This is a genomic window from Actinotalea lenta, assembly GCF_030586465.1.
Lineage (GTDB): Bacteria > Actinomycetota > Actinomycetes > Actinomycetales > Cellulomonadaceae > Actinotalea > Actinotalea lenta.
The window spans coordinates 910,663-930,521 of sequence record NZ_JAUQYP010000001.1 but is presented as its reverse complement, the minus strand read 5'-3'; the positions used below and the strand labels follow the sequence as shown (position 1 = coordinate 930,521).

General features: G+C 73.5%; 17 protein-coding genes, 1 other RNA gene and 1 pseudogene. 8 read left to right on the top strand and 11 right to left on the bottom strand.

Annotation, left to right across the window (positions count from 1 at the left end):
• Position 1 precedes the first annotated feature (1 nt).
• Positions 2–499 carry an NUDIX hydrolase gene (locus Q6348_RS04350; protein ID WP_304600082.1) on the top strand — a complete coding sequence of 166 codons (498 nt, stop codon included), beginning with the start codon at positions 2–4 and terminating at the stop codon, positions 497–499.
• A 68-nt stretch (positions 500–567) separates the two neighbouring features.
• Here the strand turns inward: Q6348_RS04350 and Q6348_RS04345 are convergent, their stop codons facing one another.
• Together Q6348_RS04345 and Q6348_RS04340 are read right to left on the bottom strand one after the other, a co-directional pair.
• Positions 568–1,611, bottom strand: coding sequence for an aspartate-semialdehyde dehydrogenase (locus tag Q6348_RS04345; RefSeq protein ID WP_304600081.1), 1,044 nt, complete (start codon positions 1,609–1,611; stop codon positions 568–570).
• A gap of 49 nt (positions 1,612–1,660) precedes the next feature.
• Positions 1,661–2,935: an aspartate kinase gene (locus Q6348_RS04340; RefSeq protein ID WP_304601909.1), complete on the bottom strand. Its 1,275-nt coding sequence runs from the start codon at positions 2,933–2,935 to the stop codon at positions 1,661–1,663.
• Between the two features lie 199 nt (positions 2,936–3,134).
• On the opposite strand from Q6348_RS04340, the gene Q6348_RS04335 reads away from it, so the two are divergent.
• Positions 3,135–3,680, top strand: coding sequence for an SSI family serine proteinase inhibitor (locus tag Q6348_RS04335; RefSeq protein WP_304600080.1), 546 nt, complete (start codon positions 3,135–3,137; stop codon positions 3,678–3,680).
• Between the two features lie 33 nt (positions 3,681–3,713).
• On the opposite strand, the gene Q6348_RS04330 is transcribed toward Q6348_RS04335, so the two are convergent.
• The 8 genes from Q6348_RS04330 to ffs form a co-directional block, all read right to left on the bottom strand.
• Positions 3,714–4,298 (bottom strand): DUF5063 domain-containing protein, encoded by a 585-nt coding sequence (locus tag Q6348_RS04330; protein ID WP_304600079.1) that lies wholly within the window; start codon positions 4,296–4,298, stop codon positions 3,714–3,716.
• Positions 4,291–4,890: a recombination mediator RecR gene (recR, locus tag Q6348_RS04325; protein ID WP_304600078.1), complete on the bottom strand. Its 600-nt coding sequence runs from the start codon at positions 4,888–4,890 to the stop codon at positions 4,291–4,293. Before recR ends, Q6348_RS04330 begins: the two co-directional genes overlap by 8 nt.
• A 9-nt stretch (positions 4,891–4,899) precedes the next feature.
• Positions 4,900–5,598, bottom strand: a complete 699-nt coding sequence (locus Q6348_RS04320) for a hypothetical protein (RefSeq protein ID WP_304600077.1) — start codon at positions 5,596–5,598, stop codon at positions 4,900–4,902.
• 201 nt (positions 5,599–5,799) lie between these two features.
• Positions 5,800–8,124: a DNA polymerase III subunit gamma and tau gene (locus Q6348_RS04315; protein WP_304600076.1), complete on the bottom strand. Its 2,325-nt coding sequence runs from the start codon at positions 8,122–8,124 to the stop codon at positions 5,800–5,802.
• Between the two features lie 83 nt (positions 8,125–8,207).
• Positions 8,208–9,368, bottom strand: coding sequence for an osmoprotectant NAGGN system M42 family peptidase (locus Q6348_RS04310; RefSeq protein ID WP_304600075.1), 1,161 nt, complete (start codon positions 9,366–9,368; stop codon positions 8,208–8,210).
• A gap of 10 nt (positions 9,369–9,378) precedes the next feature.
• Positions 9,379–11,166, bottom strand: coding sequence for an N-acetylglutaminylglutamine synthetase (gene ngg / locus Q6348_RS04305; protein WP_304600074.1), 1,788 nt, complete (start codon positions 11,164–11,166; stop codon positions 9,379–9,381).
• 1 nt (position 11,167) lies between these two features.
• The gene (locus tag Q6348_RS04300; RefSeq protein WP_304600073.1) at positions 11,168–12,949 is read right to left on the bottom strand and encodes an N-acetylglutaminylglutamine amidotransferase; all 1,782 of its coding nucleotides are present in this window, start codon (positions 12,947–12,949) and stop codon (positions 11,168–11,170) included.
• 132 nt (positions 12,950–13,081) lie between these two features.
• An RNA gene (gene ffs / locus Q6348_RS04295) (signal recognition particle sRNA small type) lies at positions 13,082–13,178 on the bottom strand.
• 126 nt (positions 13,179–13,304) lie between these two features.
• Here ffs and Q6348_RS04290 point away from each other — a divergent pair.
• From Q6348_RS04290 to Q6348_RS04270, 5 genes are all read left to right on the top strand, one after another.
• A complete protein-coding gene (locus Q6348_RS04290) occupies positions 13,305–14,786 on the top strand; it encodes a ferredoxin reductase family protein (protein ID WP_304600072.1) in 1,482 nt (493 codons plus the stop codon).
• Positions 14,787–14,800: 14 nt separating this feature from the next.
• Positions 14,801–15,322 carry an FMN-binding protein gene (locus Q6348_RS04285; RefSeq protein WP_304600071.1) on the top strand — a complete coding sequence of 174 codons (522 nt, stop codon included), beginning with the start codon at positions 14,801–14,803 and terminating at the stop codon, positions 15,320–15,322.
• A gap of 71 nt (positions 15,323–15,393) precedes the next feature.
• Complete coding sequence (locus Q6348_RS04280; protein WP_304600070.1) at positions 15,394–16,164, top strand: FAD:protein FMN transferase; 771 nt, start codon at positions 15,394–15,396, stop codon at positions 16,162–16,164.
• 21 nt (positions 16,165–16,185) lie between these two features.
• Positions 16,186–16,776 (top strand): histidine phosphatase family protein, encoded by a 591-nt coding sequence (locus Q6348_RS04275; protein ID WP_304600069.1) that lies wholly within the window; start codon positions 16,186–16,188, stop codon positions 16,774–16,776.
• Positions 16,777–16,802: 26 nt separating this feature from the next.
• Complete coding sequence (locus Q6348_RS04270) at positions 16,803–17,324, top strand: DUF2231 domain-containing protein (RefSeq protein ID WP_304600068.1); 522 nt, start codon at positions 16,803–16,805, stop codon at positions 17,322–17,324.
• Positions 17,325–17,345: 21 nt separating this feature from the next.
• Here Q6348_RS04270 and Q6348_RS04265 read toward each other — a convergent pair.
• A pseudogene (locus Q6348_RS04265) lies at positions 17,346–17,612 on the bottom strand (DUF6191 domain-containing protein); the annotation flags it as partial.
• A 155-nt stretch (positions 17,613–17,767) separates the two neighbouring features.
• Here Q6348_RS04265 and Q6348_RS04260 point away from each other — a divergent pair.
• Positions 17,768–19,855: an acyltransferase family protein gene (locus Q6348_RS04260; RefSeq protein WP_304600067.1), complete on the top strand. Its 2,088-nt coding sequence runs from the start codon at positions 17,768–17,770 to the stop codon at positions 19,853–19,855.
• The last annotated feature ends 4 nt before the right edge of the window (positions 19,856–19,859 follow it).

Here is a 19,859-nt window from a genome sequence, read left to right as displayed (position 1 = left end):
CATGCCCGTTCCCGAGTTCGTCCTGCGGCTGCGCGACCACGTGGGCACCGACCCGTTGTGGTTACCCGGCGTCTCCGCCGTGGTGATCGACGGCGACGGGCAAGTCCTGCTCGGGCGCCGCGCGGACAACGGTCGTTGGGCCGTGGTGAGCGGCATCCTCGAGCCCGGCGAGGAGCCCGGGGTCGCGGTCGCGCGGGAGTGCCGCGAGGAGACGGGCGTCGAGGTCGAGGTGCTCGCCCTGACATCGGTGGCCTGCAGCGAGCCCGTGGTCTACCCCAACGGCGACCGGGCGCAGTACCTCGACGTGTGCTTCTGGTGCCGCCCCGTCGCCGGTGAGGCGCGGGTGGCCGACGACGAGTCCACGGACGTCGGTTGGTTCCCGCCCGATGCGCTTCCCGAGCCACTCAACCCCAGCACGCGCGAGCGCATCGACCGCACGCTCGCGCACATGGCGGCGCTCGACGCCGGCCGCCCACACGGACCGTACTTCGCGCGCTGACCCCCACCGCTCGATCGTTCCGGGCGCCCGGCACCCGTGAGCGTTCCGAGCCTCGGTCCGGAGACGGGCTACTGGCGCCGGGCGGCCACCAGCTCGGCGATCTGGACGGCGTTGAGCGCGGCGCCCTTGCGCAGGTTGTCGTTCGAGACGAACAGCGCCAGGCCGCGGCCGCCCGGCACACCCTCGTCGGCACGGATCCGGCCGACGTAGCTGGGATCCCGACCGGCGGCCTGGAGCGGGGTCGGGATGTCGCTCAGCTCGACGCCCGGGGCAGCGGCCAGGAGCTCGGTGGCGCGCTCGGGCGAGATCGGCCGGGCGAACTCCGCGTTGATGGACAGGCTGTGCCCGGTGAACACCGGCACGCGGACGCACGTCCCGGACACCAGCAGGTCCGGGACGTCGAGGATCTTGCGCGACTCGTGGCGCAGCTTCTGCTCCTCGTCGGTCTCGTTCAGGCCGTCGTCGACGATCTTCCCGGCCAGTGGCAGCACGTTGAACGCGATCGGACGCGCGTAGACGCCGGGCTCGGGGAACGCCACGGCGTCCCCGGAGTGCGTCAGCGCGGCCACGTCGGCGTCGCGCAGGGCCTCGACCTGCGAGGCGAGCTCGCGCACGCCCTTGAGGCCGCCGCCGGAGACCGCCTGGTAGGTGGAGACCACCAGGCGGACCAGGCCTGCCTCGTCGTGCAGGGGCTTGAGCACCGGCATGGCGGCCATCGTCGTGCAGTTCGGGTTCGCGATGATGCCCGTGACGGTCTGGTCGACCTCGTCGGGGTTGACCTCGGCGACCACCAGCGGGACCTCGGGGTCACGCCGCCAGGCCGAGGAGTTGTCGATCACGATCGCGCCCGCAGCGGCGAACCGCGGTGCGTGCGCTCGCGAGCCCGTGGCCCCTGCGCTGAACAGCGCGATGTCGATGCCCGACAGGTCGGCGGTCTCGACGTCCTCGACCACCACCGTGGTGTCCCGCCAGGGCAGCTCGGTGCCCGCGGAGCGCGCCGAGGCGAAGAACCGGATCCGGTCGACCGGGAAGTCGCGCTCGACCAGCAGTCGCCGCATCACGCCACCGACCTGGCCGGTCGCTCCGACCACCGCGACGTTGAAGCCGTTCATCGGGGCCCCCTCGTGATCGTGAGCGGAGCGAGCGACCTCGTGGGGTGATTCATCGTCCGGTCCCTCCGTACACCACGGCCTCGCCCTCGTCGGAGTCCAGGTCGAAGGCCGTGTGCACCGCGCGCACGGCGTCGTCGAGCTGGTCCGCGCGCGTCACCACGGACACCCGGATCTCCGACGTGGAGATCATCTCGATGTTGACCCCGGCGTCGCGCAGCGCCCCGAAGAGCTTGGCGGAGACGCCCGGGTGCGACTTCATGCCCGCCCCGATCAGCGACAGCTTGCCGATCTGGTCGTCGTACTGCAGCGAGTCGTAGCCGATCTCCTCGCGGTGCGACGTCAGCGCCTCGATGACCTGCTGGCCGTCCGCCGCGGGCAGCGTGAACGAGATGTCCGTCAGACCGGTGGCCGCGGCAGAGACGTTCTGCACGATCATGTCGATGTTCACGCCGCTCGCGGCGACGACCTCGAAGGTGCGGGCGGCCGTTCCCGGCACGTCCGGCACGCCGACGACGGTGACCTTCGCCTCGCTGCGGTCGTGCGCGACGCCGGCGATCAGCGGCTGTTCCATCGGGTCTCCCTCGGGACGGGGTCGGTCGGTCACCAGCGTGCCGGTGTGTGCCGAGAAGGACGAGCGGACGTGGATGTCCACGCCGTGCCTGCGCCCGTACTCGACGCACCGCAGGTTCAGCACCTTGGCGCCGCTGGCCGCCATGTCGAGCATCTCCTCGTAGCTGATCCGGGAGATCTTGCGGGCGGTGGGCACGATGCGCGGGTCCGCCGTGAACACGCCGTCGACGTCGGTGTAGATCTCGCACACGTCGGCGCCGATCGCCGCGGCGATCGCGACGGCGGTGGTGTCCGAACCGCCGCGGCCGAGCGTGGTGACGTCGTTGCTCGCCTCGTTGACCCCCTGGAAGCCGGCCACGATCGCGACGTTGCCGTCCGAGAGCGCGCGGGTGATCCGGTCCGCCTTGACCGCGATGATCCGCGCCCGGCCGTGCGAGTCGTCCGTGATGACGCCCGCCTGCTGGCCGGTGAACGACTGCGCGTGCACGCCCAGGTTGGCGATCGCCATCGCCAACAGCGACATCGAGATCCGCTCACCGGCGGTGAGCAGGATGTCCATCTCGCGCAGCGGCGGGGTGGGCGTGATGCGGTGCGCGAGGTCGATCAGCTCGTCGGTGGTGTCACCCATCGCGGAGACGACCACGACCACGTCGTCGCCGGCCCGCCTGGCCTCGGTGATCCGCTTGGCGACGCGCTTGATCGCGTCGGCGTCCGCGACGGAGGAACCTCCGTACTTCTGCACGATCACGGCCACGGCGAATACTCCGGAACTGGTGGGGGCCGGGCGGCGGGACACGAGCCCGGCAGTCCCCGCGAGCATAGTTCCGCCCACCAGGTGGACGGCATCCATTCCGGGATCTGGGCGTGCGGGCCGCCGGTGCAGGTGCGGGACCCGCTGGGAACATGGACGGGGGTAGAAGCGGACACCGTCCGACCACCCGAGGGGAGGGCCCATGCGGGACCCACGAGTGACCATGGCACTCCTGCTGCCCGGCCTGCTGCTGGCCGGGTGTGCCACCGGCAGCGGCTCGACCGACCCAGGTTCGGGGGGTGGCGCTCCCCCCGGCGCCCCGACGACCTCGGTGCCGCCCGACACGAGCACCGGCCTGCCGGGACCGTCCGACGGCGGAGCCGCCGGCACCCGCCCCTCCGGGGTGCTGTCACCCACCGGCCTGCCGGCCCGGCTGACCGTCACGGTGGACCGGACTGGTGACGGGGACACCCGGACCTGGTCGCTCACGTGCGACCCGCCCGGCGGCGCCCACCCCGACCCGGCGTGGGCGTGCGTGGCGATCGAGCAGGCGGGTGGGGCCTCGGCCTTCGACCCGGTGCCGCGGGACACCGCGTGCACGCAGATCTACGGTGGCCCCCAGACGGCACACGTCGAGGGAACCGTGGACGGCACACCGGTTGACGCCGACTTCACCCGGAACAACGGCTGCGAGATCAACCGCTGGAACGCTCTGCAGCCTGTGCTCGGGGACACCGCAGCCATGTGACCGCCGGCGCTCGACGCCGTGGGCCGCCCGCCCTCAGGGGTGCAGGGCGCGGAACTCCGCCTCGGCGGCGACGTCCTCGTCCACGTCCAGCCGCAGGTGCGCCAGGACGGTCTGCAGCACGCGTAGCGCCGACGACGCCCGCTCGCCCCAGTTGGACAGGTAGGAGTACTGCCACCACCACAGCGCCTCGGTGACCTGGCCGGCGGCGTAGTGCTGCAGGCCCTGGGCCAGAGCCCCGGCGACCAGCACCAGGTCCCCGGACAGCGAGGACTGGACCGGGTCGCCGCCGAGCAGCGGGTCGGCGACCTCGAGGTAGGTGTCCAGACCCTCGAACAGGTTCGCCAGGCCCGCGCGCAGCGGGTCCAGGTCCTCCTCGGGGCCGACGTCCGGCTCGAAGCGCTCCGCCGGGACGACGTCGACGACGGCACCCAGCCGGGCTCCGACGCCCAGCACGTCGGAGACGGCGAGGAGCAGCAGAGGGATGGCGGCCTCCGGGTTGGCACCGGCGGCCACCTCCGTCAGGGTGTCGACGAACGTGCCCGCCTCCTCGGCGACGGTCTGCGCCAGGTCGACGAGATCGGCGGGGACCTCACCGGGCTGGGTCGGTGTGTCAGGCACTGATCTGCCTCCGTCCTTCGAAGGCCCGCCCGAGCGTGACCTCATCGGCGTACTCCAGGTCCCCGCCCACGGGCAGGCCCGAGGCGAGGCGGGTGATCCGCAACCCCATCGGCGCGAGCAGCCGCGCGAGGTATGTCGCGGTGGCCTCGCCCTCGACGTTCGGGTCGGTGGCGAGGATGACCTCGGTGACCGATCCGTCGGCCAGACGCGACATGAGCTGGGAGATGCGCAGGTCGTCGGGACCCACGTTGTCGATCGGGTTGATGGCGCCGCCGAGCACGTGGTACGTCCCGCGGAACTCGCGGGTCCGCTCGATGGCGACGACGTCCTTGGGCTCCTCGACGACGCAGATCACGGCGGCGGAGCGACGCGGGTCGCGGCAGATCTGGCAGCGCTCCTGCTCGGCGACGTTGCCGCACACCGCGCAGAACCGGACTCTGGCCTTGACCTCGGTCAGGGCGTCGACCAGTCGTCGTACGTCGGCCGGATCGGCGGCGAGCAGGTGGAACGCGATCCGCTGCGCACTCTTGGGACCGACGCCGGGCAGTCGCCCGAGCTCGTCGATCAGGTCCTGGACCACGCCCTCGTACACGCGATCAGCCTACGTGGTGGGCGCGAGCGTTGCGGTCACCGTCGACCACGTCACGGACCCGGCGTCCCACGGGCGCCTCGCGGTGAGGCCCGCCGGGGTGGCGATCGTGACGGCCCAGGTCGGGCGCGCGCCGTGCGGGACCTCCTGGAGGAACACGAGCTCGACCTGCCGGAGGCCGGCGGGCCGCACCACCTGCCAGCTCGCCGAGCGTGCGTCCTGGCCCAGCAACCGGACGCCGTAGCCGTGGCACACGGACGCCACGGCCTCGCGACCGTGGGCGGCGGTCGTCGCCGGCAGCGTCACGAGGTCGTCGCACGAGGCACCGGAGACGAAGCTGCGCGTCGCACCGTGCACGCCGTCCAGCGCATCCACGTCGGAGACCACGGTGAGCGTCACCGGCGCCGGCAGCCGGGCCAGGCCCCCCTGGTGCACCCAGGCGGTCGCCAGGTGCACGACGTAGTAGTCCGCCATCGGGTCCTCGTCGCTGAGCCGGCCCACCCAGGCGTCCACGGTCACGTCGCCGTGCGCCGGGCTCAGGGGCCAGGACGCGGCGCCGGACCATGAGCCGCGGAGCAGGTCGTCGTGCATCCGGTCCGGCGTCTCGTCACCGGTCAGGCCCGGCGTCGCCGCCCGGACCACCACCTCGTGACCCGACGGGCCGAACGGCCACCAATGGCTGGCCAGGAGCGGCACAGCCGCCGCGGTCACCGCGAGCAGGATGACCCCGCCGGAGGCGACGAGCGGAGTCCGGCGACGACGACGCCTCCGGGCCGGCGAGGCCACACCCTCCGGCACCGTCACGGGGCACCGCTGTGATCGATGCGCATCCACTCCCCCGTCCGGCTCCCGCGACCCGGCTTCCGTGATCATCCGGCGGGTCGCCGGGGTGGACAAGGGACCATCCGCCGGTCAGGTGACCGGCTCGTCCGGGATCTCGTCGATGACGGTACCGCCGAGCATCTGGGCGATCAGCGGGGCGCCGACGAGCCCTGAGCCCGCGAGCTCCGGGTCGTCCGGGCTCGCGTCGCTGCCGTCCTCCGGAGCTGGCCGGCTCGGGGTCGACGGGCGCGCGCCCTGCCGCGGCGGTGCTCCGGTGGCCGGCCGCACCTGCCGGGCGGGCGGCGTCTGTCGGGCCTCCGAACGGGCGGGTGGGGGCTCCGCGGGCGGCTCGGGCTCCGGATCGGGTTCGGGCCCGTCCGGAACACCGTCGGACGCGGCCGGTGTCTCGCGCCGCGGCCCTGCGGCCGGTGAACGGCCCGGCCGGTCGGCGGCGCCGACCCCCGCGCTCCGGCCGGCCCCCGCCGCTGGTCCGGGCGGTGCGGACGCGGGCGGCGCGGACGTGGCCGCACCGCGCGAGGACGGCGCGGCGGACCAGGACGCCTCTGCCTGCTCTCGGCTCATGCCACGGGCAGGGCGGTCCTCGGTGTTCGCGGCCGAGCCGGGCGCCGCCGGGCCCCTTCTCGCCGGACCGGGCGACGCAGGTCCGGCGTCGTTCGCCAGCACGGGCTCCACCCGAGCCTCGAAACCGAGCGTCTCGTGCAAGGCGCGGCGTACCGGATCGGCATGCGCTCCGGTACGGAACGTCGTCGCCAGCTGGGGGGTGCTGAACGCCAGCCGGACCACTCCCGGCTCGACCGCAGCCACCTGGGCGTTCTCGCTGACGAGCACCCAGGTCGCCATCCGCAGGCCGCGCAGGGTCTGGAGCACCTCAGGCCACCGGCGTCGGATCGTCTCAGCCTCGGGGGCCGCCACACCGGCAGGTCGGTCCGCCGGTCGTGACGCGGGGCCGGCCTGGGCGGTGGGTTCGGGAGCAGCCGCCTGGTCCGGCTCGGCAGGCCGCGCCTCGGCCGCAGCGGGCTCGGGTGTCCGCGCCGGGCGTCCGGGCGGCTCGGGACGGGCAGGTGGCACGGGCTCGGCCCGCGCTTCGGAGTCGGCACGCGGCCCGGTCCCGACGCGTGGCTCGGCCTCCGCTCGCCCCGCATCGGGCTGAGGCTGCGGGGTTCCCGCCCCTTCGGCCCCCCCGGGCTCGGTCCGCGCCCCAGGTGCCGGTCCACCCGACGGATGCGGAGCGGGCGCTCCGTGCTCGACGGCCCGCTCGACGCGCTCGAGGCGCGCGACCACGCCGCCGTCGTCTCGCGCCGGCAGCAGCAGCCGGGCGACCAGCAGCTCCAGGTGCAGCCGCGGGGAGGTCGCACCCGTCATCTCGGTCAGTGCGGTGTTCACCAGGTCCGCGGACCTGGACAGCTCGGCCGGCCCGAGGGAGCCGGCCTGCACCCGCATCCGGTCGAGCTGGTCGGCCGGCAGGTCACGCAGCGCAGCGCGCGCGGCCTCGCCCGACGCCGCGATCACGATGAGGTCCCGCAGCCGCTCGAGAAGGTCCTCGATGAACCGGCGCGGCTCGTGGCCCGACGAGATCACGCGGTCGACGACCCGGAACGCGGAGGCGCCGTCGCGCGCCGAGATCGCGTCCACCACGTCGTCCAGCAGTGCGGCGTGCGTGTAGCCGAGCAACGCCACCGAACGCTCGTAGTCCAGGCCGCCCTCGTCGGCGCCCGCGATGAGCTGGTCCAGCACCGACAGCGAGTCGCGGACGGAGCCGCCGCCGGCACGCACCACGAGCGGGAGCACCCCGGCACCCACCGGGACGCCCTCGGCCGCGCACAGCTCCTCCAGATACGGCGTGAGCGTGTCCGGCGCCACGAGCCGGAACGGGTAGTGGTGGGTGCGGGACCGGATGGTGCCGATCACCTTGTCCGGCTCGGTGGTCGCGAAGATGAACTTCACGTGCGGCGGCGGCTCCTCGACGATCTTGAGCAGCGCGTTGAACCCTTGCGGGGTCACCATGTGCGCCTCGTCGAGGATGAAGACCTTGAAGCGGTCGCGCGCAGGCGCGAACGCTGCGCGCTCGCGCAGGTCACGAGCGTCGTCCACACCGTTGTGGCTCGCCGCGTCGATCTCGACGACGTCCAGGCTGCCCGATCCGCCACGGCCCAGCTCGAGGCAGGACTCGCACGTGCCGCACGGCGTGGGCGTGGGGCCCTGGGCGCAGTTCAGGCAGCGCGCGAGGATGCGCGCCGACGTCGTCTTGCCGCAGCCGCGCGGACCGGAGAACAGGTACGCGTGGGTGATGCGATCCGCGCTCAGCGCCTGCACCAGCGGGCCGGTGACGTGCTCCTGACCGATCACCTCGGCGAACGTCTCCGGCCGGTAGCGCCGGTACAGGGCCTCACTCACGCGGCCACCCTAGACGCCGCCGCCGACGCTGAGAACCGGGGCGGGAGGGCGCCGGGCCCCGCCGCTGCGACGCCCGGTCGGACCTAGTCGACGTCGATCGGGCCCTCCTGCGGACCTTCCTCCTGCGCGGGCTGGACCGCGAGCGACGGGAACGCCGACAGCGGTCCCTGCGGCCGGGTGTCCCACTGCGGGAACACCAGGTCGCTGGCCAGGTACGACGCCAGCAGCGTCGACAGCCCCGCGAGGCTGTCCAGGTGGGTGCGCTCGTGGCCATGAGTCGCGTCCACCCCGAACCCGAGCAGCGCGACGCGCAGGTGCGCGCCCGCCTCGAGGGCCGACGCCGCGTCGGACCGGTAGTGCGCGAACGTGTCGCGCACCACGTCCAGGCCCGCATCCCGACCGATCGCGTGCAACCGGCGGCTCAGGTGGTAGTCGAACGGCCCGACGCCGTCGGCCATCGCCACCGTGACGGCGCGCTCGCGGGACTGCTGACCGGGCGCGACCACCGCCGCGTCGACCGAGACCATCTCGGCGACGTCCTCGGCGAGCCCGTGGCTGGCGCCGTGCCCGATCTCCTCGGTGCAGGTCACGAGCAGCCGGGCATGCACCGGCAGCTCGACGCCGGAGTCCTTGATGGCCTTGACCGCCGCGAGGGTGGCGGCGACACCCGCCTTGTCGTCCAGGTGCCGGGACCGTACGTAGCCGCGGTCCGTGATCACCGGGCTGGCGAGCTGCGCCACGAAGTCGCCGACGTCGAGCCCGAGGGCGCGCAGGTCCTCGGCGGTCGCGACGTGCTCGTCCAGCCGCACCTCGACCTGGTCCCAGGAGACGCCCTGGCTGTCCACCTCGTCGTCCCAGCGGTGCCCGGAGGCCTTGAGGGGCAGGACCTGACCCGTGTAGACGGTCTCGAGGTCGTCGGGGAAGACCCACACCGCGGCGCCCTCGGAGAACCGCGAGCTGTGCGTGCCGACCGGCTTGAGCTCCAGCCGTCCGTCCTCCTTCAGCCGGCGGATCATCGCCCCGATCGTGTCGGTGTGCACCGCGATCGCGCGGCTCGCGCCGTCCCCGGCCGGGCCGCCGAGGTCCGCGACGATCGCGCCGCGGCGGGTCACCACGAACGGCACCCCGAGCCGGTCCAACCGCTCGCCCACGTACTGCTGCACGTGGTCGGTGCGTCCGGTCGGGCTCGGGATCTCCAGGAGCTCGACGAGCACGCGGCGCAGGTACGTCAGGTCCGGGGTCATCCGCGGCACGCTATCGGCTCGCACCGTCGCCGTGCCCGCGCGGGGTCCACAGCCGGGGCGGTGCCGCCGTCGTGGGGAACAGCAGGTCCATGAACCGTTCAGCGGTGGGCTGCGGCTCGTGGTTGGCCAGGCCCGGCCGCTCGTTCGCCTCGATGATGACGTACTCGGGCTGGTCGGGCGCCGCCACCAGCAGGTCGAGCCCCGTAACCGGGATCGCGATCGCCCTGCTCGCCGCCACGCAGGCCTCCGCGAGCACCGGGTGCAGCCCGGCGGTCACGTCGTGGATGGTGCCACCGGTGTGCAGGTTGGCCGTGCGGCGCACCGTGAGGGCCTCTCCGTCGGGCAGCACGTCGTCCATCGACCAGCCGGCCGCCGCCACCGTGTCCAGCGTCCCGGCGTCCACCGGGATGCGGGACTCGCCACCCGTGGCGGCGGAGCGCCGCCTGCTCTGGCGCTCGATGAGGTCCGCGACGGTGTGCACCCCGTCGCCGATCACTGCCGCGGGCCGCCGCACCGCGGCCGCCACGACCTCGTGGTCGATCACGATCACCCGGAGGTCCTGCCCGGCGACCATCTCCTCGATGAGCACGTCGGGGCAGTGCGCCCGGGCCGCGGACACGGCCCGTTCGAGCGCTTCGGGGTCACGGACCCCGACGGTGATCCCGCGGCCCTGCTCACCCCTCGCGGGCTTGACCACGACCTGGCCGAGCTCGGCCAGCAGCGCACGGTCTGCCTCCCCACCGCGCGACGTGGCGCCGCGCGGCACCCGCAGCCCGGCGTCGGACAGGACTCGCCGCGTCACGCGCTTGTCGTCGCAGCGTGCCATCGCCAGCGCCGAGGTGAGCTCGGACAGCGACTCCCGGGTGTGCACGGTGCGCGCACCGTGGGTCAGGCGCAGCTCGCCCCAGGGCCCGTCGGTGACCTCCACCCGGATGCCGCGCCGCATCGCCTCGTCCGCGACGAGCCGCGCATACGGGTTCAGCTCCTCGTAGTGGTCGGGCACCGCGGCGCGGAACAGCCGCTCGTTGATGGGGTTCTTGCGCTTGACCACCAGGTCCGGGACCCGGCGGAACCCGAGCCGCTCGTACAGCCGGATCGCGCCGGTGTTGTCCGCGAGCACCGACAGGTCGAGCGAGGACCGGCCCCGCGCGGTCATCTCCCGGGCGATCGCGGCCAGCAGCGCCTGGCCGACGCCGGGCGGAGCGATCGACGGGTCGACCGTCAGGCACCACAGCGACGAACCGTTCGCGGGGTCGTCGAACAGCGCGCCGTGGTCCACCCCGGTCACCGTGCCGATGATCTCGCCGGTGCTCAGCTCGGCCACCAGGTGCACCACCTCGGGACGCTCGGCGACGTCCACCAGCACGTCGGCCGCCGCGGTGACCATCTGGTTGCGGGCGTAGATGGCGTTGACGGCGTCGGCCTCGGCGAGCCGGGTCAGCTCGTGCAGCGTGACCCCGGGGGGCGGCTCGGCGTCCAGCGCCGTGCTGGTCAGGTCCAGCCGGTAGGTCAGCGACGGGTCGACGAAGAACTCGTCGGAGTGCTTGGCGACGAACACGTGCGCGTCGCGCAGGTACATGCAGATGTCGCGAGCTCCGGCAGCCTCGCTGCGCAGCACCTCGGCCGCGTGCGTCCGCCGGGCGAAGGTCTGGCCGAACACGATCCTGCCCCACCCGCAGTCCAGCACGACGCCCTCGTCGGGCGCGTCACGATCCGGCTCGCCGGCGGCCATCACGGGGTCGCCACCCGGGCCGATGTCCTGGCGGGGCGTCGGGGGTGCACCGTCGGTCGTGCTCATCTCAGATCCCCTGGGTCTGCAGCCACATCTCGAGCAGGCCGAGCTGCCAGAGCTTGTTGCCGCGCAGCGGCGTCAGCTCCCCGTTCGGGTCGGCGAGGAGCATGTCCACGTACTCGGGGCGGAAGAGGCCGCGCTCGCGCGCGGCGGGAGCGGACAGCGCGTCACGCACCCGGTCCAGCACCTTGCCCTCCAGGTGCGTGATGCCGGGCACCGGGAAGTAGCCCTTGGGCCGGTCGATGACCTCCCACGGCAGCACCCGGCGACCGATCTCCTTGAGCACACCCTTGCCACCCTGGGCGAGCTTGAGCTCGGGCGGGCAGCTCGCGGCGAGCTCGACGAAGTCGTGGTCGAGGAACGGCACGCGGGCTTCCAGCCCGTGCGCCATGGTCATGTTGTCCACCCGCTTGACCGGGTCGTCGACCAGCATGATCTCGGTGTCGATCCGCAGCGCCGCGTCGACCGCCGTCTCTGCCCCAGGAGCGCCCAGGTGCGCCGCGACGAACTCCCGGGCCGGGTCGCCCTCGGGCAGGTGCTCGGGCGAGACCACCTGCGCGAGGCCCGCTGCGTCGCGGTCGAAGAACGCGCGGGCGTAGGTCTCCACCGCCTGGTCTCGGCTGACGGCCGCCAGCGGCGGGTACCAGTGGTACCCGCCCAGGACCTCGTCGGCCCCCTGACCCGACTGCACCACCTTGAGGTGCTGGGCCACCTGCTCGGAGAGCAGGTAGAAGGCCACCGCGTCGTGGCTGACCATCGGCTCGGACATCGCGCCGACGGCGGCCTCGAGCGGCGGCAGCAGGTCCGCGGCGGGGATGTGGATCCGGTGGTGGTCGGTGCCGAACCGTTGCGCGATCAGGTCGGAGTAGCGGAACTCGTCCCCCTCGCGGCCGCCGACGGACTCGAACCCGATGGAGAACGTGGACAGCCCGGTCTGGCCCTGCTCGGCCAGCAGCGCGACGACCAGCGAGGAGTCCAGGCCGCCGGACAGCAGCACGCCCACCGGCACGTCGGCGACCATGCGCCGCCGGACCGCCGTGGACAGCGACTCCAGGAGCGCGTCCTGCCAGTCCGTCTCCGACCAGTCCGCGCGGTCCTCGCGGCGGGTGAACGCGGCGTCCCAGTACAGCCGGTCGCGGTGCGTGCCGTCCGGCTCGTACACGCGGACGGTGGCGGGCGGCAGCTTGCGCACGCCGCGCAGGATCGTGCGCGGTGCGGGGACCACGGCGTGGAACGACATGTAGTGCGCCAGCGCCACCGGGTCGATCGAGGTGTCGACACCACCGCCGGCCAGCAACGCGGGCAGCGTGGAGGCGAACCGCACCCGGTGGGCGTCCTCGGCGACATACATCGGCTTGATGCCCAGCCTGTCCCGGGCGAGCACGACGCGCCCGGTGTCACGCTCGACGATCGCGACCGCGAACATCCCCACGAGGTGGTCGACGAAGTCCTCGCCCCACTCGGTGTAGGCCTTGAGCACGACCTCCGAGTCACCGTGCGAGAAGAACCGGTGGCCCTTGTCCGCAAGCTCACGCCGCAGCTCGACGTAGTTGTAGATGCAGCCGTTGAACACGCCGCTGATCCCGGCCGCCGCGTCGACCAGGGGCTGGCCGCTCGCGGCGGAGAGGTCGATGATCATCAGGCGCCGATGCCCGAGCGCAACCCGCCCGGACGCCCAGACACCCGAGTCGTCCGGGCCGCGGTCGGCCATCGTGGCCGCCATCCGGTCGACCGCGAGGACGTCGGCACGCGTGCCGTCGAGCCTGATCTCACCCACCAGTCCACACATGTGCCCCCATGCTTCCAGGCTCCCGACGGGCCTGCCACGGCATGTCGGGCCTCGAGTCGCCCAACCCTCTCCGGAGCCGCCGCCCCCTCAGGCCGGCGAGGTGAGCGAGACGGGACCGGCCCCGTCGGGACATGCAAGGACCCCCCGCACACCCGCCAGAGCTCACCTGCCCTTGCTGCCTTCCGGCCCTGGGGGAGTTCAGCGAGATGACGCCGTACGAGGGGTCTGCACCCAGCGTAACGCAGCCCCGGTGACCGCTTCGAACCGCCTGGTCACCCCAGTTGCGACGAAGGTCCCAGTGGCGCCCTAGGTGGCGTCCAGGAGCCTCCCAGGTTCGTTAGACATGGTCGTCGGCATGAACCCGGTTGCCACCGAACGCGCTCCCCTGCGGGGGTCGTCGAGCGCCCGCCGCGTCCTCCCGGAGGAGTCGACGGGCCGCTCCACGTCCCCGCTGCTACGGCTGCGCCCGCCGATGCTGCGCCGGTGGTGGACCGATGCGGCCGGCCTCGTGGTCTGGGCGACGATGCTCATCGTCGTCGCACTGTGGGAGCAGCACGGTGGTGTCCAGGACCTGGCCGCGGGCGGTGCGAGCGCGCTGAACTCGATCGGCCGGCTCAGCGGCCTGCTCAGCGCGGATCTGCTGCTGCTCCAGGTGCTGTCGATGGCGCGCGTGCCGTTCATCGAGCGCTCGTTGGGGCAGGACCGGCTGACGCGCTGGCACCGCTGGGTGGGCTTCACGTCCATCTGGCTCATGGTCGTGCACATCGTGTTCATCACGGTCGGCTACGCCCAGCTCGACCACTGGAACGTGGTCTCGGAGGCGTGGAGCCTGATCACGACCGCGCCCGGCATGCTGCTGGCCACGGCCGGCACCGCGCTGCTGGTGCTCGTGACGGTGACCTCGATCCGCGTCGCGCGGCGCAAGCTGCGGTACGAGTCCTGGCACCTGCTGCACCTGTACGCCTACCTGGGCGCCGGCCTGGCGCTGCCGCACCAGCTGTGGACCGGGACCGACTTCCTCGCCTCGACCTGGGCCACCGTGTACTGGTGGTCGGCCTACGGCCTGGTGATGGCCCTGGTGCTGGTCTACCGCGTCGCCGTCCCGCTGCGGCTCTCCGCGCAGCAGCGACTGCGCGTCACCTCGGTGCAGCCGGCCGGCCCGGGAGCGGTGACGGTCGCGATGCACGGCCCGCACCTCGCGGACCTGCAGGTGGCCGCCGGACAGTTCTTCGTGTTCCGGTTCATGACAGGTCCGGGCTGGACACGGCCGCACCCGCTGTCGCTGTCCGCCGCGCCCACCACGCACGGTCTGCGCGTGACCATGGGGGTCACCGGCGACGACGGCGAGCGCATCGCCCGGATGCGACCCGGGACACGGGTCATGATCGAAGGGCCGTACGGTCGCCTGCACCCGCTGGTGCGCAGCCGCCCGCAGCTGGTGCTGATGGGCTCCGGCCTGGGTCTGGCCCCGCTGGTCGCCCTCGCCCAGGAGGCGGTCCTGGCCGGTCGGCTCACGCACGGTCCGGCCCTGATGATCCGGCGCCTGCGCTCCGGTGTGGACGCCCCGATGCAGGCCGACGTCGACCGGCTGACGGCCGCGGGCGCGCTCCAGGTGGTCGACCTGGTCGGTCCGCGAAGCCGCAGCGGCACGGCGTGGCTGCCGCAGAAGCACGGCCACCTGCCTGGCACCGAGGCCGTGCGGCGGCTGGTGCCGAACCTCGCCTCTGCCGACATCTACGTGTGCGGGACGGGGCCGTGGGTCGAGGCCGTGGCGGACGACCTGCGCTCCGCCGGCGCCCCGAAGCACGCCGTGCACGCCGAGAACTTCACCTGGTGACCGGAGGAAACCCTGTGCGACGCATCGTCATCGCCATCGCGAGCACCATCACGGGCCTGGTGCTGCTGTTCTCCTGGCCCACGAGCCTGAACCGCGGAGCGGCGCTCGCCGCGCAGCCCGCCGCGGGCGGCACGGGATCGGGGACCTCGTCCGGCTCGACCGGCTCGACCGGGACCTCGTCCGGCACGTCGGGCGGCTCGGGCGCCTCGTCCGGGACGGGCAAGGGCTCCACCTCCGCACAGAGCGGGTCCAGCGCCAAGGACGGCACGTACACGGGTGGCACCGCCCAGACCCGGTACGGCCCGGTGACGGTCCAGATCACCGTCAAGGGCGGCGCGATCAGCGACGCCCAGGCCACCAACTACCCGAACGGGTCGCGGACGGACCAGCGGATCAACGCCTATGCGATCCCGGTCCTCAACCAGGAGGTCGTCCAGGCCGGCAACGCCAACATCCAGATGGTCAGCGGCGCGACCTTCACCAGCTACGGCTACCTGCAGTCGCTGCAGAGCGCCCTGGACAAGGCAGGGCTGTGAGCACGGCCACGCAGGAGCACCGGGGAACCGACGAGCCCCACGATCAGGCCGCACCGGGGCGTGATCGTGGGGTGACGCCCGCCCCGGGGCTGCCGCACCGGGCGTGGGTCGAGCAGATCATGGGTATGCCCATCAGCGTGCACGTGCGCGGCCCCCGTGCGCGTGACGAGGTGGTGGCCGCGGCCGTCGCGGACCTGTTCGACGAGCTCCGCGCGGTCGATGCGCGGTTCAGCCCCTACCGCGAGGACTCCGAGCTCCGCCACCTGCAGCGCGGCGAGGTCGACCTGGCCGACGCGTCCGACGAGATGCGTGAGGTCGAGCGCCTGTGTCGCACCGCGTGGGCGCGCACCGACGGGTGGTTCGACGCCTGGCACTCGCGACCGGACGGGCTGTTCGACCCCACGGGCCTGACCAAGACCTGGGGCGTGGCACGCGCTGCCCGCCACCTGGACCGTCTGCCAGGGCTCGGCTACGCGATCGGCGCCGGCGGGGACGTGCTGCTGACGCCTCCCCCGGACGGCGAGCCCTGGCTGATCGGGATCGAGGACCCGCGCGACCGGTCGCGCGTGCTCGCCACCGTCCCGGTCTCCGAAGGTGCCGTCGCCACGTCCGGCACCGCCGCGCGCGGCGCCCACATCCTGGACCCGCGCACCGGTGCACCGACGACCCAGCTCCTCGCGGCCTCGGTGGTCGGCCCGTCACTGCTGTGGGCCGACGTCTTCGCCACCGCCGCGATCGCCCGGGGTGCGTCCGCGGTGGACTGGGTGTCGACTCTGCACGGGACCAGCGGCCTGCTGGTCCTGGCGGACGGCTCGGTGCACCGCTGGGCCAACGCCGTCTGAGCCACCCCGGACGGAGACCAGATGGGTGAGATCGTGCTCGTACGACACGGCGAGACGGCCTGGAGCCGGAGCGGGCGGCACACCGGGCTCACCGACGTACCCCTGACCGAGCTCGGCCGCAGGCAGGCGGCGGACCTCTCCGCTCGCCTGGCCGACCTCCACCCGGACCGGGTGGTCGCCAGCCCGCTGCGCCGGGCCAGCGAGACCGCTGAGCTGGGCGGGCTGGTGCCCGAGATCGACGAGCGGCTGGTCGAGTGGGACTACGGCGCCTACGAAGGGCTGACCACTCCGGAGATCCGCGAACGCCGCGGTGACCGCTGGACCGTGTTCCGCGACGGTGTGGAGCCCGGCGACACCCCGGGCGAGAGCCTCGAACAGGTCGCCGCGCGCGCTGCCGCCGTCCTGGCCGACGTCGCCCCGACGGTGGACGCGGGAGGCACCGTCGTGCTGGTCGCGCACGGCCACCTCCTGCGCGTGCTGGCCAGCCGATGGCTGGAGCTGCCGCCGGAGGCCGGGCAACGACTCGTGCTGGATGCGGCGTCGATCAGCCGCCTCGGGCACGAGCACGGCACCACCGCTGTGCTCAGCTGGAACCTGACCCCCACGGCCTGAGGGCCCGCACCTCGGAGGAGACGACCGTGCCCGCAACCATCGGTGGCCTACCCGTCCACCCGCTCGTCGTCCACGCCGCGGTCGTCCTGGTCCCTGTCGCGGCCGTGACGGTGCTGCTCGCGGCGCTGTGGCCGCGATTCCGGCGGTGGTCCGGGTGGCTCCCGGCCGTCCTGGCGATCGGCGCGTTCGGTGCCGCCGCCGTCGCCAAGGAGACCGGCGAGGCGCTGCTGGCCAAGGTTCCGGGCTCGGCCGAGCTGGCCCGGCACATGGCCCTGGGTACCGACGTGGCGCTGTGGTCCGCGGTGCTCGTTGTCGTCGCGGGCGGGGTGACCCTGACCAGCTGGGTCGAGCGGCGACTGCCGTGGATGCCCGCGCTACCCGACCGCATCGGGGTCCGGACCGGTGACGCCGTCGCGATGCCGACCTGGTGGAGCGCCGTCGTGGCCGTTCTGGCGGTGGTCGTCGCTGCCGGCGTGACCATCGTCGTGGTGCTCGCCGGGCACAGCGGTGCCACCGCGGTGTGGACCACGCTGCTGCCCAACGGCTGAGTTCCCGGGGAGGGTCGCGACCCCGGAGTCCAGGTCGACCAACGGCGGCGCCTCGCCCGGGACCTGCACGGTGGTCGACTTCTCGCGCTGCTGCTCCTCGGTGACGTGCCGGTGGCTGGGATCGTAGAAGTCCAGGACCGCGCCCAGGGCGCCGGCACCTCCCCCGCCTCCCGCGCGTGGCGGACGGGGGCGGCGCCGGTCGAACAGCCCGGCCGCGGTGAGCCGGTCCACCACGACGAGCACGACGACGACCGCCCCGATCACGACCCACGGGAGCCAGGACTCCATCGGTCCATGGTCGCACCGGGATCTCCCGCCCCGCGGGCGCGGACCAGACCTCCGGAGGCGGGATCCGCCGAGCGTGCTGATACTGACGCGGTGACCGAGCCCGCACCCACGCAGTGACCGAACGCGCGACCCGCCCGGCGACGAGCCAGGGCGGGGTGACGCGAGCAGACCCCCACGCCGGGCTCCGCGCCGACATCCAGGGTCTGCGAGCGCTCGCCGTCGGCTCGGTGCTGGCGTACCACCTGTGGCCCGCCGAGGTGAGCGGCGGGTACGTCGGCGTGGACGTCTTCCTGGTGATCTCCGGGTACCTCATCACCGCGCACCTGCTGCGCGACCAGCCCCGGTCCTGGCGGGCTGTGGGCCGGTTCTGGGGACGACGCATCCGTCGGCTGCTGCCCGCGTCCGCGCTCGTGGTGACGATGAGCTCGATCGGGGCAGCGCTGCTGCTCCCGAGCTCCCAGCTGGCCCGCGCCGGCGCCGAGGCGGTCGCGTCCGCCCTGTACGTCCAGAACTGGTCCCTGGCGGCGAGCGCCACGGACTACCTGGCCTCCGAGGGCGCCGCCACGGCGTTGCGGCACTTCTGGTCGCTGTCGGTGGAGGAGCAGTTCTACCTGGTGTGGCCGGTCCTGATCGGCCTCGCGGCGATCGTGGGGTGGGGGGTGCACCGAGCGACGGCCGGTGAGCGGAGCAGGCTGCTGCCGCGGGTGCCGACCGTCGAGGTCGTCGTCCTGGCCGTCCTGCTGGGGTCGCTCGCGTGGTCCGTGCACCTGACCGCCGTCGACCCGGCCGCCGCGTACTACGTGACGACGACCCGGATGTGGGAGCTCGCCCTCGGTGGCGGCGTCGCGCTGCTCGGCACCCGGGCGCCGCTCCTGCGCGTGCCGCACCGGGCGCGCGGGTCGCTCGCCCTGGTCGGCCTGGCCGCGATCGCGGCCGCCGTCCTCACCTTCTCCGGCAGCACGCCGTTCCCGGGAGCTGCGGCGCTGCTGCCGACGCTCGGGACGGCCGCGGTGATCGTGGCGAACGCGGGTGGAGGCTCCGTGGCCGGCAGGCTGCTCGGCCTGCGCGGCGCCCAGTTCCTGGGTGACGTGTCCTACTCCACGTACCTGTGGCACTGGCCCCTGGTGGTGCTGGTGCCGTTCGCCGTGCACCGGGAGCTGACCTGGTGGGAGCTCGGAGGCATAGCCCTGGCGGCGGTGGGGCTGGCCTGGCTCACCAAGGTGTGGGTGGAGGATCCCGTCCGGCGCAGCCCCCGCCTGATCCGGTCCGCTCGCGCGACCGCTCTGGTGCTCGTCCTGTGCACCGGGCTCGGCGTGACCGCCGGGCTTGCCCTGCAGGCCTACGCCCGGCACCAGGAGTCGGCCGCGGCCACCCGGACCGCCCGGGAGCTGGCCGCCCACCCGGACTGCTTCGGCGCCGCGGCCGAGCTGTCCGGTGCGGACTGCTCGGCCTTCGCCCACCAGCTGTGGACCGCCCCCGTGAGCGCAGCAGCGGACAAGCCTCGCCTGTACCAGGACCACTGCTGGAACAACGAGCCGTACACCACCCGCAGGACCTGCACGTACGGGCCCGCCGACGCGACCGTGACCGTCGCCCTGGTGGGCAACTCGCACGCCGGGCACTGGTTCCCACCGCTGGAGCAGGTCGCCCGGGCCAAGGGGTGGCGGATCACCACCTACGTGTCCTCGGTGTGCTACCCCGTCGACCGCCCGTTGTCGTTCGCCGATCCCGCGGCCACGACGGGCTGCGAGGACTGGAACGCGTGGGTGCGCAAGCAGGTCACGGCGGGTGGCTACGACCTCGTCGTGATGTCCTCGCGCACGGACCAGCTGCTGGCAGGGGTCGCCCGGGGCGCGCAGGACGACGTCGCGCAGCAGGCGTACGCCCGCACCATCGGCGCGTTCACGTCCGCGGGCTCGCAGGTGCTCGTGCTGCGCGACACCCCGAACTTCCCCAGCAGCGTCCCGGACTGCGTCGCCGCCTCACCGGCGCAGGACTGCACCACCCCGCGCGACGTCGGGCTCGAGCCGGACCCGCTGGCGGCCGCGGCCCGGGCCGACACGTCGGGCAAGGTGAGCGTCCTGGACGTCACGGACCTGCTGTGCGACGGACAGGTGTGCCACGGCGTGATCGGATCGGCGATCGTCTACTTCGACCACGGGCACATGACCGCGACGTTCGCCCGGACGCTGCGGCCCGTCGTGGAGCCGGCGCTGACCGCGGCTCTGGCCGGGGCGGGCTGAGCCC